Origin of the sequence: Rhodoferax sp. BAB1, from assembly GCF_013334205.1 — a bacterium.
Taxonomy (GTDB): domain Bacteria; phylum Pseudomonadota; class Gammaproteobacteria; order Burkholderiales; family Burkholderiaceae_C; genus Hylemonella.
The window spans coordinates 769897-785524 of the sequence record NZ_CP054424.1; the positions used below are offsets into that span (position 1 = coordinate 769897).

The 15628-nt window shown below is 64.9% G+C and carries 14 protein-coding genes; 8 read left to right on the forward strand and 6 right to left on the reverse strand.

The features are described from left to right. Positions 1-76 precede the first annotated feature (76 nt). The 4 genes from HTY51_RS03805 to HTY51_RS18725 all read right to left on the reverse strand — a co-directional run bounded on the left by HTY51_RS03805 (position 77) and on the right by HTY51_RS18725 (position 2462). Positions 77-778 carry a formylglycine-generating enzyme family protein gene (locus tag HTY51_RS03805; RefSeq protein WP_174251485.1) on the reverse strand — a complete coding sequence of 234 codons (702 nt, stop codon included), beginning with the start codon at positions 776-778 and terminating at the stop codon, positions 77-79. After that, the gene (locus tag HTY51_RS03810; protein ID WP_174251486.1) at positions 775-1173 is read right to left on the reverse strand and encodes a thiol-disulfide oxidoreductase DCC family protein; all 399 of its coding nucleotides are present in this window, start codon (positions 1171-1173) and stop codon (positions 775-777) included. The genes HTY51_RS03805 and HTY51_RS03810 overlap by 4 nt, the downstream gene beginning before the upstream one ends. A gap of 123 nt (positions 1174-1296) precedes the next feature. After that, on the reverse strand, positions 1297-2208 hold the full coding sequence (locus HTY51_RS03815) for a LysR family transcriptional regulator (protein WP_174251487.1): 912 nt from the start codon (positions 2206-2208) through the stop codon (positions 1297-1299). 128 nt (positions 2209-2336) lie between these two features. Then, entirely contained in the window at positions 2337-2462 is a 126-nt protein-coding gene (locus HTY51_RS18725) for a hypothetical protein (RefSeq protein ID WP_256406907.1), read from the reverse strand. A gap of 12 nt (positions 2463-2474) precedes the next feature. Between HTY51_RS18725 and HTY51_RS03820 the strand changes: the two genes are divergently transcribed. From HTY51_RS03820 to HTY51_RS03845, 6 genes are all read left to right on the forward strand, one after another. Beyond that, the gene (locus HTY51_RS03820; protein WP_254606978.1) at positions 2475-3557 is read left to right on the forward strand and encodes an Ldh family oxidoreductase; all 1083 of its coding nucleotides are present in this window, start codon (positions 2475-2477) and stop codon (positions 3555-3557) included. Next, positions 3554-4927 carry an NAD-dependent succinate-semialdehyde dehydrogenase gene (locus HTY51_RS03825; protein ID WP_174251488.1) on the forward strand — a complete coding sequence of 458 codons (1374 nt, stop codon included), beginning with the start codon at positions 3554-3556 and terminating at the stop codon, positions 4925-4927. Before HTY51_RS03820 ends, HTY51_RS03825 begins: the two co-directional genes overlap by 4 nt. A gap of 14 nt (positions 4928-4941) precedes the next feature. Then, complete coding sequence (locus HTY51_RS03830) at positions 4942-5364, forward strand: cupin domain-containing protein (protein WP_174251489.1); 423 nt, start codon at positions 4942-4944, stop codon at positions 5362-5364. Positions 5365-5431: 67 nt separating this feature from the next. Further along, positions 5432-6412, forward strand: a complete 981-nt coding sequence (locus HTY51_RS03835; RefSeq protein ID WP_254606979.1) for a tripartite tricarboxylate transporter substrate binding protein — start codon at positions 5432-5434, stop codon at positions 6410-6412. Between the two features lie 96 nt (positions 6413-6508). Beyond that, a complete protein-coding gene (locus HTY51_RS03840) occupies positions 6509-7747 on the forward strand; it encodes an LVIVD repeat-containing protein (RefSeq protein ID WP_217448238.1) in 1239 nt (412 codons plus the stop codon). Beyond that, entirely contained in the window at positions 7740-8810 is a 1071-nt protein-coding gene (locus HTY51_RS03845) for a GTP-binding protein (protein WP_174251490.1), read from the forward strand. Before HTY51_RS03840 ends, HTY51_RS03845 begins: the two co-directional genes overlap by 8 nt. 39 nt (positions 8811-8849) lie before the next feature. Here HTY51_RS03845 and HTY51_RS03850 read toward each other — a convergent pair whose 3' ends face one another. Next, positions 8850-9278: a DNA-binding transcriptional regulator gene (locus HTY51_RS03850; protein WP_174251491.1), complete on the reverse strand. Its 429-nt coding sequence runs from the start codon at positions 9276-9278 to the stop codon at positions 8850-8852. Positions 9279-9423: 145 nt separating this feature from the next. Further along, positions 9424-10758, reverse strand: a complete 1335-nt coding sequence (locus HTY51_RS03855) for a vanadium-dependent haloperoxidase (RefSeq protein ID WP_174251492.1) — start codon at positions 10756-10758, stop codon at positions 9424-9426. An 88-nt stretch (positions 10759-10846) separates the two neighbouring features. Between HTY51_RS03855 and HTY51_RS03860 the strand changes: the two genes are divergently transcribed. Together HTY51_RS03860 and HTY51_RS03865 are read left to right on the forward strand one after the other, a co-directional pair. Then, complete coding sequence (locus tag HTY51_RS03860) at positions 10847-13840, forward strand: RHS repeat domain-containing protein (protein ID WP_174251493.1); 2994 nt, start codon at positions 10847-10849, stop codon at positions 13838-13840. Positions 13841-13853: 13 nt separating this feature from the next. After that, complete coding sequence (locus HTY51_RS03865; RefSeq protein WP_174251494.1) at positions 13854-15515, forward strand: hypothetical protein; 1662 nt, start codon at positions 13854-13856, stop codon at positions 15513-15515. Positions 15516-15628 lie beyond the last annotated feature (113 nt).

Here is a 15628-nt window from a genome sequence, read left to right on the forward strand (position 1 = left end):
ATATTCAGATAAACCCTAAACGGTGCGCACCGGGGTGGTGCGACGCACGCTGCTTGTGCGGTTTGCGGCTAGGTGTTCAGTGCGGGCGCGAGGGCTGGTCGTAGGCACAGCGCAGGCCGATGTAGACCGCGTAGAAGCCGGCCGGTTTCCAGGCGGTCACCCCGGCGCGCATCTGGTCGGCGTCGTACCACCAGGAGCCGCCCATGGTGCGACGGTCCTCGCCCTGCGCATCGGCCACCCATTCCCAGACATTGGCGCCCATGTCGTACAGGCCGTTGACACCGGCGCGGGTCTGGCCCGCCGCCGCGGCGCGCGGCCATGGATCGGGCCCGCTGGTATTGGCGCCGGCGGGGCTGTCGCCCGTGGGCCAGGCATAGCTGCGGCCGCGCACCCAGGGCACAGGCGGCGCGCGGCGCTGCTCGGTATACGCCGCGCTGATCCATTCGGATGCCGTGGGCAGGCGGCCGCCTGCCCAGCGGCAATAGGCGGCGGCTTCAGCGTGTGTCAGGTGCACGGCGGGCAGGGCATCACTCGTCGGGGGCGTGCCGTCGGGTTGGCGCCAGTTCCAGCCAGCGCGGCGTTGCCAGCCAGCCACGTATTCGAAACCACCCCCTTCGCGCTCGGCCTGCGTCACCACGCCTGTCGCTGCGGCATGGCGCGCGAACTGCGTGATCGTGACTTCGGTCCGGTCGAGCGCCCACGTGCCGAAACTCACGCGCTCCTGGGCCGACGCTGCGGCGCCCCAGAGGCACAGCCAGGCCAGCCAGCGGCGCTTCATGAGGCGCGGGCGCGCCGGTCCAGCCAGCGCTGCAGGGCCCGCTGCAAGCGGGGGCGCAGCGGCAGGAAGAGCCGGTAGGCGGCCTCGGCCAGCCAGGACAGCGGCGGCACAGTGCACAGGCGGCCCAGCCAGCGCCAGCCCGGCAGTTCGCGCCAGAGCCGCGCGAAGCCCGCCGCGCCGTGGTGCAGCCGGCCCTGCGCATCGCGCACATGGAAGCGGCGCAGCGCGGCCTGGCAATCGAGGCCGGGGCCGAGCTCGGTCGTGCGGCTCACGTCGATCCAGACCAGCCTGTGTGCGGCGGGCGAGCGCCGGTAGAACGCGATCTCGCGTGAGCACAAGGGACAGCTGCCGTCGAAGTAGACGGTCAAGGCGGCGGGTGTCGTCGTCTCGGTCATGGCGACATCATGCCGCGCCTGTGGAGCGCTGATGGCGCCAACGGGGATGCCCCCAGCCGCCACAGGCCTGTTGCGCTGCGCCTCAGGGCCGGGCGGCAGCGGTCCGGCGCGACGGCGGGGCCTTCATGTGGCCGCCGTGAAGGTGAAAACGCCCTCGCGCATGAGTCGCGAGAATTCGGCCTCGATCATTTCCTGGACGACCGGGATGGCCAGCTTGCCCTCGGGTTCCAGCCGGGTCGCCAGCACCAGCAGGCGGTTGAGCTGGATCCCCGTGATCTGGGACATGACGACCTCGGACGAGGTGCCGGCTTCCTTGTACACGGAGACCGGCATGATGGTGGCCCACGGCCCCTTCTGCACCAGCGCGCGGATGGTGTCCACCGAATCCAGCACCGCCTGCACGTTCAGCGTCTTGCCCAGCGGCAGCAGTTGCCGCTCGACCAGGTCGCGGTGCAGGCTGGTCATGAGCAGGGGAATGCGGGCCAGCTGGGCCACCGACACGATGGGGCCCATGCCCATGGAGGCGTGCGTGATCAGGGCAAACGGTTCCCCGAGCAGGGGGTGCAGCGAGACGGAACGGCCCACACCCGGGTTGGTGACGACCGCCATGTCGATCATGCCGCGCTCCAGCCAGTCCAGCAGCTCCGGCGTGAACGCCTCGCGCGAGCGCAACTCCACCTCCGGCAGGGTGCGCAGGCAGTGCTCGAACAAGCCCGGCAGCAGCACGCGCGCCAGCGTGGGGGAGACGCCCAGCACCACGGTGGTCTTGCTGTCGCTGGTCTTGCTGGCCAGGCGCTGGCGCACGCGCTGGGCTTCGCCCAGGATGCGCTGCGCCGCCTCGTACAGGGTGACGCCGGCCTGGGTCAGCCGCACCCCGCGCGGCATGCGGTGGAACAGGGGCACGCCGAGATCGGCCTCCAGTTCCCGGAGCTGTCGTGTCAGGGCCGGCTGGGCGATCGAGATGGCGGCGGCGGCGGCGGTCAGGCTGCCGGCATCGGCAATCGCCACGAAGTAGCGCAGGGTTTTCAGGTTCATGGGCTCGGCACGATCGATCGATATCGGAATGATATGGCATTGCCTGAAATGAGTATTGGACGTGCCCCTGCCGCCTCCCTAAACTGCGGGACGTCTTGCAGAACGGAAAACGTCCCTGCGCCGGGGCATCACAGGCGACAGGGCGAGAGCCACACAGCGATCAGCCATTGAGATGCCATGGCCTGCGGCAGGCCATGTCGACCCAGGGCCCGCAAGCCGGCGGCGGCATGGATGGTGTGATCCACACGATACAAAGAAAGACTCCCTTGAAAGCGCCCAACCCGAATTTCACGTCCATCGATCCCGCCGCCCTGCGCGACTTCATCCAGGCCGCCTTTGTCAGCCAGGGGTTTGCGCAGGACGATGCCCGTACCATCGCCACGCTCATGGCCGAAGCCGATCTGCAGGGCTCGGATGGCCACGGTGTCATCCGCCTGCCGCAGTACATGAAGCGCATCCGCGCCGGGGGCATCAACAAGCACCCGGACATCCGCGTGGTGCACGAGCGGGCCGCCATGGCGGTGGTCGACGGCGACAACGGCATGGGGCACCTGGTGGTGTCGCGTGCCGTGGACCTGGCGATCGAGAAAGCCCGCCAGTGCGGCGTGGCCTGGGTCAGCACACGCTACAGCAACCACGCCGGACCGGCTTCGCTGTATGCACGCAAGCCCCTGCAGCACGACATGCTGGGCCTGTACTTTGCCGTGGGCAATGCCAACCACCTGCCGCCATGGGGCGGCACCGACATGCTGCTGTCCACCAACCCGATCGCCGCCGGCATCCCCGCCGGGAGCGAGCCGCCCGTGGTGCTGGACATGGCCACGACGGTGGCCGCCTATGGAAAGGTCAAGGCCAAGGCCAAACGCGGCGAGATGATGCCCGAGGGCTGGATGATCGACCGCCAGGGCAAGCCCCTGACCGACCCGAACCGCGCCAGCGAGGGTTTCCTGCTGCCCATCGGCGACTACAAGGGCTACGGCCTGGCACTGGTGGTCGGCCTGCTGGCCGGCACCCTGGGCGGCGCGGCCATGGGCAAGGAGGTGATCGATTTCAATGCCGACCACGTCAGCGTGACCAACACCGGCCAGGCCATCCTGGTGATCGACCTCAGCGCCTTTGGCGAGGTCTCCCACTTCAAGGGCGCGGTCGATACCCTGGTCAAGGACATCCGCAACAGCGACCGTCTGCCCGGGGTGGACCGCATCTGGCTGCCGGGCGAACAGAGCCATGAGCGCCGCCAGGCTTACCAGGCCGCGGGCATCCCGATTGCCAACAGCCTGATCAAGGAGCTGGAGGCGCTGGCCGGGGATCTGGGCATCACCCCGCTGCTGCAGGGAGCTGCCGCATGATGCAGTCCTTCAATCCCGCCACGGACACCGTCCTGGGCGAGTTCCCCATCTGCGATGCCGGCACCATTGAGCACCGTCTGCGCACCGCCGCCGGGTCCCAGCAAGCCTGGGCCCGCCTGGAAGTGTGCCAGCGCACGCCCTACCTGCTGCAGGTCGCCGCCGTGCTGCGCCGCAGGAAGGACGAGCTGGCCCGCACCATGACTCTCGAGATGGGCAAGCCCCTGGCCGAGTCGCTGGGCGAGATCGAGAAATGCGCCTGGAATTTCGAGTACTACGCCCAGCAGGGCGAGACCTTCCTGGCCGACCAGGTGGTGGCCAGCGCCGCCACGGACAGCCGCATCGTCTACGACCCGCTGGGCCTGGTGCTGGCCGTCATGCCCTGGAACTACCCCTTCTGGCAGGTCATGCGGGCGGCCGCACCCGTGCTGGTGGGCGGCAACGGCATGGTGCTCAAGCACGCCAGCAACGTGCCGCAGTGCGCGCTGGCGCTCGAGCAGGTCTTCAAGGAAGCCGGCCTGCCCGAGGGCCTGTTCACCACCCTGCTGGTCGAGTCCTCCGCCGTGCGCGGGCTGATCGAGGACGATCGCATCGCCGCGGTGACCTTCACCGGCTCCACCCCCGTGGGGCGAAGCATCGCCGCGCAGGCGGGCCAGGCCCTGAAGAAGCAGGTGCTCGAACTCGGCGGCTCGGACCCCTTCATCGTGCTGGCCGATGCCGACATCGAGGCGGCAGCGGCGGTCGCCGTCAAGGCGCGTTTTTCCAACACCGGCCAGAGCTGCATCTCGTCCAAGCGTTTCATCGTCGAGGCGGCTGCGGCAGATCGTTTCACCGAAGCCTTCGTGGCAGGGGCCCGCAAGCTGGTGGTGGGGGACCCGCTGCAGGCCGGCACCACCATCGGTGCCATGGCCCGCCGGAAACTGCGCGACGAACTGCATGCCCAGGTCGTGGCCTCCGTGCGGGAAGGGGCACGGGTCCTGATCGGCGGCCAGCCGCAGGAAGGGCCGGGGGCCTTCTACCCGCCCACCATCCTGGACCAGGTTACGCCGGACATGACGGCCGCGCGTGAGGAGACTTTCGGCCCGGCCGCCGCCATCCTGCGCGTGAGCTCGGTGGACCAGGCGATTGCCGTGGCCAACGACTCACCCTTCGGCCTGGGTGCGGCGCTGTGGACGCGTGACCTGGACCGCGCACGCCAGCTGACGCGGCGCATCGACGCCGGTGCGGTGTTTGTCAATGGCATGGTGGCCTCCGATCCGCGCCTGCCGTTTGGCGGCACCAAGCAGTCCGGCTACGGGCGTGAGCTCGGCCACCTGGGACTGCATGAATTCATGAACATCAAGACTGTCTGGACCGGCCCGGCCAGAACCTGAAAGGAGAACCCGAGATGAGCAACACAACAGCTGCACGCGCCCCGACCGTGCTCAAGCCTGACGAGATCAAGAGCCACGACCGTGGCGGCGGCGCCCGCACCACCCCGCTGGTGACGCCGGCCGTCGGCGCGCAGAGTTTCATCAACGGCATCACCGAGTTCGCCCCGGGCACGGCCATCCCTTTCCACAGCCACAACTGCGAAGAGAGCGTGATGCTGCTGTCGGGCAACGCCATCATGGACGTGGCCGGCCAGGTATCGCACACCCTCAAGCCACTGGACACCACCTGGATCCCCCCGAACGTGTCGCACCGCTTTCGCAATGTCTCGGATACCGAGCCCATGAAGATCCTCTGGATCTACGCCTCCCCGAATGCGACGCGCACCCTGACCGAAACCGGTGAAACCCGCATGGTCGCGGTAGAGCATCAGAAGTAATGTGGTGGTGTGCCGGTGCCGCACGCGGGCCGGTTTCGTTTGAGTTCTATAGCAAAAGGAGACAAAGATGATGTTCCGTAGAAACTGCCTGCGCCTGCTCAGTGGTGTGGCCCTGCTGTCCCTGCTGGGCCTGGCCCAGGCCCAGGACAACTACCCCAGCAAGCCGATCAAGCTGGTCGTGCCCGCCGCACCCGGTGGCGCCGCGGACTTCTTTGCCCGCCTGATCGGCCCCAAGCTCGGCGAGGCCCTGGGCCAGCCCGTGGTGATCGAGAACCGCGCGGGCGCCTCCGGCACCATCGCCGCCGACATGACGGCCAAGGCCGCCGGTGACGGCTACACCGTGCTGATCGGCCAGTCCACCAGCATGGTGGTGGCCCCGCACATGTACGCCAAGCTGAACTACGACACGCAGAAGGACCTCACGCCGGTGACCCTGGTGGCCGAGATCCCCAACGTGCTGGTCGTGCACCCCAGCCTGCCGGCCAACACGGTGCAGGAGCTGATCGCCCTGGCCAAGGCCAAACCCGGCACCCTGAACTACAGCTCCTCCGGCAAGGGCGCGCCCACCCACCTGGCGGGCGAGATGTTCGAGATCGCCACCGGCGCCAAGATCGTCCACGTGCCCTACCGCGGCGCGGGCCCGGCCACCAACGCCCTGCTGGCCGGTGAAGTGCAGCTGATGTTCGGCCCGGCCGTTGCCGTGATGCCGCAGGTGCGCTCCGGCCGGGTTCGTGCGCTGGCCGTCACCTCGGCCACCCGCTCGGCGGGCGCGCCCGAACTGCCCACCCTGGCAGAGTCGGGCCTGACAGGTTTCGAGATCACCTCCTGGTTCGGCCTTTTCGTGCCGTCCAGCACGCCGGCGGCCATCGTCGAGAAGCTGCAGCGTGAAACCGCCAAGGTGCTCAAGCTGGCCGATGTGCAGGAGCGTTTTGCCAAGGAGGGTGCGATGGCCGGTGGCAACACGCCCGCCGCCTTCGCCAGCTTCACGCGCACCGAGTACACCAAGTTCGGCAAGCTGATCAAGGACAAGGGCATCACCGCCGACTGATCCCGGCGCCGGGCCTGTGTGCATCCCTGGACGGGTGCGCACAGGCTAAGATTTTTCAGTGATTTTTCTTTCCGAGTTTTCATGACTACACCTGATTTGACGACCCCCCGTTCGCGCGCCGACCAGCCGATGGCGCTGAACATGAAGCTGATCTCGCACAACGAGCTGCAGGGTTTCGGCGGTATGGGCGAGGGCATCGCCATGCAGATCGCCGACGACGGCCGGCGCATCCTGTGGATGGCGCACGAGTCCGCGCCCAAGAACTTCACCGGCGTCGACGTCACCGATCCGAAGAACCCGCGCGTGATCGTGCAGACCGAACTGCCGCACATGAAGGTGCGTTCCAACTCGCTGGACGTGGTGGGCAACATCATGGTGGTGGCCAGCCAGGTCAAGGAACTCGGTGCCAAACCGGCCGGCCTCAACATCTACGACATCAGCAAACCTGAAGAGCCGCGTTTGCTCTCGCACTTCGACTGCTCGGGCCCGTATTCGCGCGGTGTGCACGCGGTCTGGTTCGTGGACGGCAAGACCGTGCACATCTCCTCGGGCGCGCCGGACTTCCAGCCGCGTAACCCCAAGGACGACCAGATCTACCGCATCATCGACATCTCCGATCCGACGAAACCTTACGAAAAGGGCCGCTGGTGGTACCCCGGTACGCGTGAAGGCGATGTGGCGCCCCCGCCGCCGCGCCTGCCGGCCCAGTTCGACACGGGCTTCCGCGCCCACAACACCAATGTCTTCCCGCAGCGCCCGGACCGCGCCTATGTGGGTTACATCGACGGCGGCGCCATCGTGCTCGACATCAGCAATCCGGCTGACATCAAGATGGTGTCGCACTGGAACCATTCGCCGCCCTTCAACGGCTTCACCCACACGGTGCTGCCGCTGTTCGAGCGCAATCTGTGGATCGTGTCCGACGAGTGCGTACAGGACGACGGCAAGGACTGGCCCAAGCTGGTCTGGGTGGTGGACTCGCGCGTCGACGCCAACCCCCTGCCCATCGGCACCTTCCCGGCGCCGCCCTACGACACCTTCGCCAAACGCGGCGGTCGTTTCGGCGCGCACAACCTGCACGAGAACCTGCCCGTGCCCTGTTCCTTCCGCTCGGAGACGCTGTTCATCGGCACCTTCTTCAATGCCGGCGTGCGCGTCTACGACACCAGCAACCCCTACCAGGTGCAGGAAGTGGCCTACTACGTGCCGCCGACGCCGGCGCTGTCCCCGCGCGGTGCGGTGCAGCTCAACGACGTCTACGTCGACGACCGCAAGCTGGTCTACACGGTCGACCGTTTCAGCGGCGGCCTCTACATCCTCGAAATGAATGTCTGAGTGGACCACGAGCTCCGGCGGGCGTGACACGCTGGCCGGCAAGATCCCGGTCACGCTGGTCACCGGTTTCCTCGGCGCGGGCAAGACCACACTGATCAGCCGGCTCATCCGCCACCCGGACATGGACCGGGTGGCGGTGGTCATCAACGAGATCGGCGAGATCGGGATCGACAACGACCTGGTCAAGATGTCGACCGAGAACGTCAGCCTGCTGGCCAATGGCTGCCTGTGCTGCAGCGTGCGCACCGACCTGCAGGACACCCTGCGTGAACTCTTCGGCGAGCGCCGCGCCGGCCTGATCCCCGACTTCGACCGCGTCATCATCGAAACCACCGGCCTGGCCGATCCCGGCCCGGTGATCCAGACCCTGTCCAGCGACACCATGCTGGGCGCGCATTACCGCCTGGACGGCGTGGTGACGCTGGTGGACGCGGTCAACGCGCGTGACCAGCTGGCGCAGCAGCCCGAGAGCCAGCAGCAGATCGCGCTGGCGGACCGCATCTTCATCACCAAGAGTGACCTGGTGCCTGCCGCGAGCGTGGATAAGCTCATGGCCGAGATCGCCGCGGTCAACACGCGCGCCGACATCCGCCCTTGCATCAATGGTGAACTCCATCCCCGGGACCTGATCGGGCTGGGCCTGCAGAGCGAGCGCGCCAGCCTCGACACCCTGCGCTTCCTGGGCGAGGCCGTTTCGCGCGAAGGTGCAGCTTCAGAAGATGGCGCTTACCTGGCCGGTCGCCTGCCCGGGCGGCATCACCCCTCGGTGCGCAATCTGTCCTTGAGGTTCGAGACGCCGTTCACCTGGCCCGCCTTCTCGGCGGCCATGGAGTTGTTGATCTCCCTGCGAGGCCAGGACATGCTGCGCATCAAGGGCATCGTGAATGTCGAAGGCCGGCCCGTCGTCGTGCAGGGGGTAGGCCATGTGTTCCATCCGCCGGTCACGCTGGACCGCTGGCCCAGCGAGGATCAGGGAACACGGATCGTCTTTATCACGCGCAACATCGACGCCGACAAGATCAAGGCTCTGTTCCAGGCCGTGGGAGGCATCGGGGCTGCCTGAGTTGTCGTAGGAAGGGCGAGTGCTGTCAGCCCCTGGCGCTCAAGCCTGGGACAGGCGCGCACTGACCTCGCGCTTGCCCAGTTTGCGCACGGCGGCAATCTCTGCCAGCTGGCTGCTCCTGGGCTTGGAGACACCTTTTTCCCAGTGGTAGATGGTTTGCGCCGAGACGCCTACCAGCTGCCCCATCTCGGCGGCGGAAACACCCAGCTTCTTGCGCAGGCTGGCAAACCCCTCGGAGCGGAAGCGCAGCTTGGGACTGTCCGCGGCAGGGGCGGGGGGCGCGGTCGAGCGGTTGTTCTTGCGCAGCCGGGAGAGCAGGCGTTCCTGGTCGGCGAGGCGGCGCTTGAGGGCAGCAATTTCGCTGCGGTACTGCGCGGAGGCTTTTTTCAGGAGCTGGGTTTCAGCGCGGATCTCCTTGCGTGCGATGCGCGAGATTTCCGATTTCAAGAGATTTGCAAAATTGGCCATGCCGGTCCTTGCTGATAGGGCATGGCCATCTTACAGAATGCAGGCGGCCTGCGGCTGTTTTCTGGGGGCGAGCCGGATCGGCGTCGGGGTGGTACATCCGGTGGTTTTCTGCGCTTGGTGTGTTCCGCGATGAGAGGGGGTGAGCTTAGAGTGCCGCTAAGACTTCCGCACCAATGCCTCGTCCCACACGCAGCCCCTCGTCGTTGTCGCTTCGAAAGTGAATGCCGCCCCAAAGTCGTGATATGGCGGCTTCATCAGCCATGGCATTCAGCTCCGGTGCTTCCGTAGGCCAGAAGTACGCCAAGACGATGGATGTCGCTCCAGAGAGTGTGGAGTGCCCGGATACATAACCCGGGAAGCCAGGTGTCACCAGGGGTGTCGTGAATCCTGGGGCAAGATCGCGTCGGATCGCAGTGATGGGGCGTTCACTCCAGTCACGGAACTTGATGCGCCAGCACGCGATGAAAGAGTCCTCCATGGCGACAGAGGTTGCGGCCAGGACGGCCACGCTGGCCTCAAATCTATCGCCTGGAATTTGCGAGCGCAGCAGTAGATCGATGGCGTGTTGCATCCAGACGCCAGCAGGGGTGACCGAGCCTGCATCCAGATTCCAGCGTTCGGCAACTTCGAGTTGCTTGGGTGTCAGATTCCGAATGACGTTCAGAACTTCCAGCGCCTCGCGGCGATGCTGTTCCGAGCCAGGGCGTGGCGCGGTGGGAGGTTGGTAACGCTGCGGGCTCGGCTTCAGCCAGGAGCGCCACTCGCCCGCATAGGGTTCTGTGGGGTTGACCGCATAGATCGGGTGCGCGGCTTGCCATATGCCGGGGAAGTCCTTGGGGCGGTCGCGGACAGGCCAAGTCCTGCCAGCGCCATCACGCAGGCTGCGATTGATGATGGCTTGTCCCACACGCGTTCCTGTCGCTTCGGCCAGGTCCTGATTGATGTTGCTCGCCGGAAGCTGCGCTGCAAGCCAGGCATATTGCGCCTCAAAAAAACCGGGTGTCTCATTGGGGAAGAGATGCTGCAGCACCAGAGATGCGGCCCTATGCGCGCTGAGTTCCCGCGTCTCTGCTGATGCGCCCTGTGTCGCTGCGAGCAGCCACGCGTCATGCATGGCAACCTGGGCGTGCGCGATGCAACGTGATGCCCGCAGAGGGTTCTGCTGATATTTCACGACCAGGCGCAGCCATTGTTTTGTCCAATGAACTGCGCGCTGAATGGTCTGGGTGTTGTCTTGGGCGGCTGCTGTGGGCCGCGAAAAAGCCACCAAGGAATGGCCGGAAGGCACCTCAATGAACCACGGGTGCTTGATGATTCCGTGTACTAATTCAAGTGGGTCGGCTTTGGTCTCGGCGTGCGCTGGTGGCAGCATGCGCATCAGAAGAGGAGTGAATCCTGACGCCGCGAGGATCTTGATCAGTGACCGCTTATTTCTGGATATGGTGATGTGAGGGTTTTGTTGTTTGCTTGCTCGGTACATGTGTGACAGCTTAAAAAATGTGTGTTAAAAACTCGCCCAATCAAAAGCGCTCATAAAAAATTAGAGCGTTAAAACGGGAGGATGTATTTTGCTGCGGCTTTTTGCCAGATTGCAAACGTTGTTGCTGTCCAGCGCATGGAGCCTACTGGCTCTCTTCGTTTGCATTGCAGCCAGCGTCTATTCTTTCCCTGCACATGCCGTTGTTGAACGGTACAGCTACGACCCGCTGGGGCGTCTCGTTCAGTACGTCGACAGCGCAGGCTTGGTCACCGAATACACTTACGACGCGGCGGGCAACCTCATTTCCGTAACGGGTGCCGGCGCAGCATCGGGACTGGTTCCCGTCCTGAGCACGGTGGCCCCCAGCATCATCCGACGCGGTGAGAGCAAGAGCCTGCTGATCACCGGCCAGCGTCTGCAGGTCGGCAGTTTGCGCTCATCGGATCCAGGTTTGGATCTGCTCAACGTCCGGCAGGCTGCGACCCAGATCCAGGCCGATCTCATTGCCGATCAGGCGGTTCCTGTTGGTGCGCAGACCCTGAGCTTCAGCAATGCGCAGGGCACTGCATCCATCGCCATCACGGTGGCGCCAGTACTGCCTGTACTTTCGGTGGAGCCTTCCCCTCTGGCTTTGCCGCCAGACAACACGACACGCAACATCACCTTGCGCCTGTCGAGCTCCGATGTGGTGTCGCACATCATCAACCTGGCCATGAGCGACACGAGCAAGGCGACGATTTCTCCTGCCTCGGTCACGATAACCCCGGGGCAGTCGTCCGTGCAGGTCAGCGTAACGCCCAAGGTCGCAGGCTTTACTTCGCTGCAGCTCACATCCTCCACCCTGGTGTCGACGACCGTGCCGGTGTTCATCACGGCTGATTTCAGGGGCGTCAACACCAGTCAGGCGATGCCAGTTGGCCTGGTCGTGGGTTCGGCGACGCAGCCGCCGTCCAACACGACTTCAGCCTTGTTTAGTGCGCCGCTTGTCGGTGTTGCCGTAGGTCCGGTGCTGACCGGCATCACCCCGGCCGGCATGCCTGTGGGGCAAGTGCAGAACCTGGTGGTGAGTGGCCGCGGCATACCTGCTGGCGCCACTCTGTCGGTATTGCCGTCGACGGGGCTGACTTTGGGTACCCCGGTCATTGCATCGGATGGTTCGCAGATTTCCGCAACGCTGGATGTTGCCGCCAATGCCACACCTGGTGGGCGTGGTGTCGTGGTCAAGGATGCGAGCGGTAGGGTGCTGCCATTCGTTCCGGCAGCTGCATCCCAATTGATGCTGACCTCCGGCCAGCCCGAAATTTTCTCCATTGAACCGCTGTACGCCAAGGCCGGTACTTTGCTGCAGCTCAAGGTCCGCGGTCGTCATCTGCAGAACGGTCGTCTGGCTTTGCTGCCCGGCATTGATGTGGCCATCGATCCGCAGCCGGTGATCAACGCGACCGGGACAGAACTCACGGCTACGGTTCAGCTGTATCCCCTGGCTGCCCTGGGCCCGCGTGTGGTTCAGATCACCACGCCGTCCGGTCAAAGCAGTGCCGAGTTCAACGCGGCCAACCAGTTCAACATAGTGAGCCAGATCAACGGCACGCTGGGCCCTGTCTTCGCGCCGGTCGTGGGCATCATGGTGGGTGATGGATCGACGGCCACGCCCAATCAGTCCATTGGTCCGGTCGCCTCGCCCTCCCTGGGAGTGGTGGTTGGTGGTGCGGCTTACAGCGTCACGCCCAAGGTGGCCGTGGTGGGCACCTCGCTCAACCTGACGGTCACAGGTGTCGGCTTGCAGGCCGTGCAGTCGGTCAGTCTGCTGACGCCCGATGGCATCACCGCTTCCGCTTTTAGCGTGAACCCGGAAGGGACGGTGCTGACCCTGCCCATCACGGTGGATGCCACAGCGGCCAAGGTTGCGCGCAAGCTCGTGCTGCAGACGGCAACGGGTCGGATCCCCTTCGTGCGCGACGCCGAGAACAGCTTCCTGGTGGCTGCGCCTGCACCGGAAATCATTGCCACGGCGCCCCAGGTCATCAAGGCTGGCACGAGTGCCACGCTGACCCTGCGCGGCAAAAACTTCCGCGATGTGCTGGGTGTACGTTTCGAACCGGCCGAAGGCTTGGCTGTCACCGCCAATGCCACCATCACCGCCAATGCAGACGGTACATTGCTCACGGTGCCTGTGACGGCCACGGCTTCGGCGACGACCGGTCCGCGTACCGTGATCGTGGTGGCTGCTGGAGGTGAGTCCAGCAATGTGGCCATGGCTGCCAACACCGTGCAGGTGGCCCAGCAGGTGGGTGCCACCTATGCGGACATCAGCGCACCGGCTGTGGGCTTGCTGGTGGGTTCGGGCACGACGGAACCTGCGGCCAGCAGCTTGCTGGTGTCGGCCTCGCTGGTCGGTGTGGTCGTCGAGGCACCGCTCGTCCCCGTCACGGATAGCCGGATCGTAGATGGGGCCCATGTGGGCGTGTCAGTGGGCGGGTTTGTGACGGGTACTGCACCGGCCACGCCTGACGGCTTCCTCATCGGCACCACTTCGACGCTCACAGTGCAGGGTGTGGGCCTGGACAAGACCAGCGCCATCACTTCACTGGGCCATGCCGGCATTACCTTCGGCACCTGGACGGTCAATTCGCAAGGGACGCTGTTGACAGTTCCCGTCACGGTCGCAAGTGGCGTGCCTGCCGGGCGCTATGGCGTGGCCTTGAGTCAGACGGTCAATGGCGTCACGAGCCGGTTCACCACCGTTCCTGCTGCACCGCTGCAATTCAATGTGGGTGCCTTGCCGACTTTGCTTGAATCGGTTTCGCCCATCGTGCTGGAGCAGGGCAAGAGCTATACCTTCACCGCGCGTGGTGAAGGGCTCAAGGATGTCTATGAGCTGTTTACCGAACCTGGTGCAGGTGTCCAGTTTGGCTCGGTGCAGTGGGGTTCAGACGCGTTCGGTGAATTGCTCTCTGTCAGTGTTCGCATTGATGCGACCGCAGCTATCGGTAGCCGTGTGGTGCGTCTGCGCGTGCCTGGCGGGCTGACCGGTTCCGAGGCCGTCCCGGCCAACACCATCACCATCGTTTCGCCGCAATGACGAGGGCAACACCATGAAGACACCTATTTCCAACGACGCGCACGTGCCTCTTGCAACCGGCGCTGCACCCATCTCTGTTTTACCCATTGCTTTTTCCAATTCGCTCAGGAGGATCGCCATGTTTAAGTCCACTTCCACCCGCACCCGCACCGGGTTCGGTTTGCGTCCGCAGGCTCTCATGGCGGCGCTGACTCTCGCGTTCACCGCCTTTGGGGCGCACGCTTTCAACAGCGGCAGCACCGGTGCCGATGGGGCGCTGTCTCCGACGGTCAATACCGAGATCCAGCTTCCGCCTTCCGGTGTGCTGAACTACACCACGATCAATATTCCGACAGGTGTGACGGTCAAGTTCAGGCGTAACGCGCTGAATACGCCGGTGTATCTGCTGGCCAGCGGTAATGTGACGATTGCTGGCGCAATTGACATTAACGGGAAAACTGCTGCTGCTACGGGCACGGCAGGGGATGGGGTGGTCGCCGATGACGGTGTGCCGGGTGAGGGTGGTCCAGGCGGATACGACGGTGGTCGAGGTGGGCGTGATGATCTGGTGCAGACACCGGCTGTCATCCGAGGTGGTGCAGGTCTGGGGCCTGGTGGGGGCTTGGGTGGGATTGAAGGGCCTGATGGTTGTAGCCCTGATGCTCGTCATTACCGTTATATCGGCGGGTCTGCTGGATATGCACAAGCCGGTCTTGAGCAGTACAGCTACCAATATGGTGGGTATTCCTGGTGTAGTGCGGCGTCGCCTGCTTCCGGCAAGGCATACGGTTCAGCCATATTGCAGCCTTTGATCGGCGGTTCTGGCGGCGGCGGCGGCCGTGGCGGCGCCAATTTCCCTGGGTCTGGCGGCGGCGGTGGTGGTGGCGCCTTGCTGATTGCCAGTTCAGGCACCGTTACACTGACTGGCAGTATCGGCGCTTCGGCTGGATATGGGGGTGCCGTTGCGGGTACCAATTCGGGTGGTTCTGGTGGCGGCGGTTCGGGCGGTGCTGTACGCATCGTTGCGACCAGTGTGACTGGTGCCGGCTCGATCACCGCGAACTTCGGTTGTCCGCAAGCCGTTACCGGTTCTATCAACAGCAACATGAACTGCAACTATTTCCGCAGTTCAGTCGGTCGCATCCGTATTGAAGCCGAAGCACTGACCTACAGCGGCACCACAACCCCGGCATACACAACAGACGTACCCGGTCCCGTCTTCCTGGCCAACATGCCTTCGCTGCGCATTGCCACGATTGCGGGTGTGGCTGTTCCGGCCAATCCTACGGGTAATGCTGACGTGGTTTTGCCGGCAGATGTGGTCAACCCGGTCACAGTGACGTTTGAAACCGTCAATGTGCCGACAGGAAATACGATTGACTGGAAGCTGATCCCGGCCTATGGGATACCTTCGGGTGACCGGACTGCCGCCATTTCTGGCACTACGGCCGCAGGCACGGCCAGTGTGACGTTGACGTTGCCCCAAGGCCCCAGCACCCTTCAAGCCACCACCACCTACACCGTGGTCGTCGCCATGGGGGATGCGCTGTCGGTCTTCGCCCAGAACGAACGGGTCGAAAAGGTTCAGCTCATTGCCACCCTGGGTGGCCCGGGCCAGGCCAAGCTCATCACGGTCAGCGGCAAGGAATACATGGTGCCCATGTCCGTGTTGCAGCAAGTGGGCTTCGCGGGCTAAGCCGCGGCGCTCGGGCAATTACAGGCATTTGGTATCAGAACAGAAAGTGAGCATGGTCTAAGCGCTTGACCGGGGCGGGCTGGGAGGCCTGCCTCGTATGCCGTGTGCCAAGC

Bases quoted from the DNA above. Each gene is read 5' to 3' on its own strand.
- HTY51_RS03805 (WP_174251485.1), bottom strand. From the start codon at position 778: ATGAAGCGCCGCTGGCTGGCCTGGCTGTGCCTCTGGGGCGCCGCAGCG.
- HTY51_RS03810 (WP_174251486.1), bottom strand. From the start codon at position 1,173: ATGACCGAGACGACGACACCCGCCGCCTTGACCGTCTACTTCGACGGC.
- HTY51_RS03815 (WP_174251487.1), bottom strand. From the start codon at position 2,208: ATGAACCTGAAAACCCTGCGCTACTTCGTGGCGATTGCCGATGCCGGC.
- HTY51_RS03825 (WP_174251488.1), top strand. From the start codon at position 3,554: ATGATGCAGTCCTTCAATCCCGCCACGGACACCGTCCTGGGCGAGTTC.
- HTY51_RS03830 (WP_174251489.1), top strand. From the start codon at position 4,942: ATGAGCAACACAACAGCTGCACGCGCCCCGACCGTGCTCAAGCCTGAC.
- HTY51_RS03835 (WP_254606979.1), top strand. From the start codon at position 5,432: ATGATGTTCCGTAGAAACTGCCTGCGCCTGCTCAGTGGTGTGGCCCTG.
- HTY51_RS03845 (WP_174251490.1), top strand. From the start codon at position 7,740: ATGTCTGAGTGGACCACGAGCTCCGGCGGGCGTGACACGCTGGCCGGC.
- HTY51_RS03850 (WP_174251491.1), bottom strand. From the start codon at position 9,278: ATGGCCAATTTTGCAAATCTCTTGAAATCGGAAATCTCGCGCATCGCA.
- HTY51_RS03855 (WP_174251492.1), bottom strand. From the start codon at position 10,758: ATGTACCGAGCAAGCAAACAACAAAACCCTCACATCACCATATCCAGA.
- HTY51_RS03865 (WP_174251494.1), top strand. From the start codon at position 13,854: ATGAAGACACCTATTTCCAACGACGCGCACGTGCCTCTTGCAACCGGC.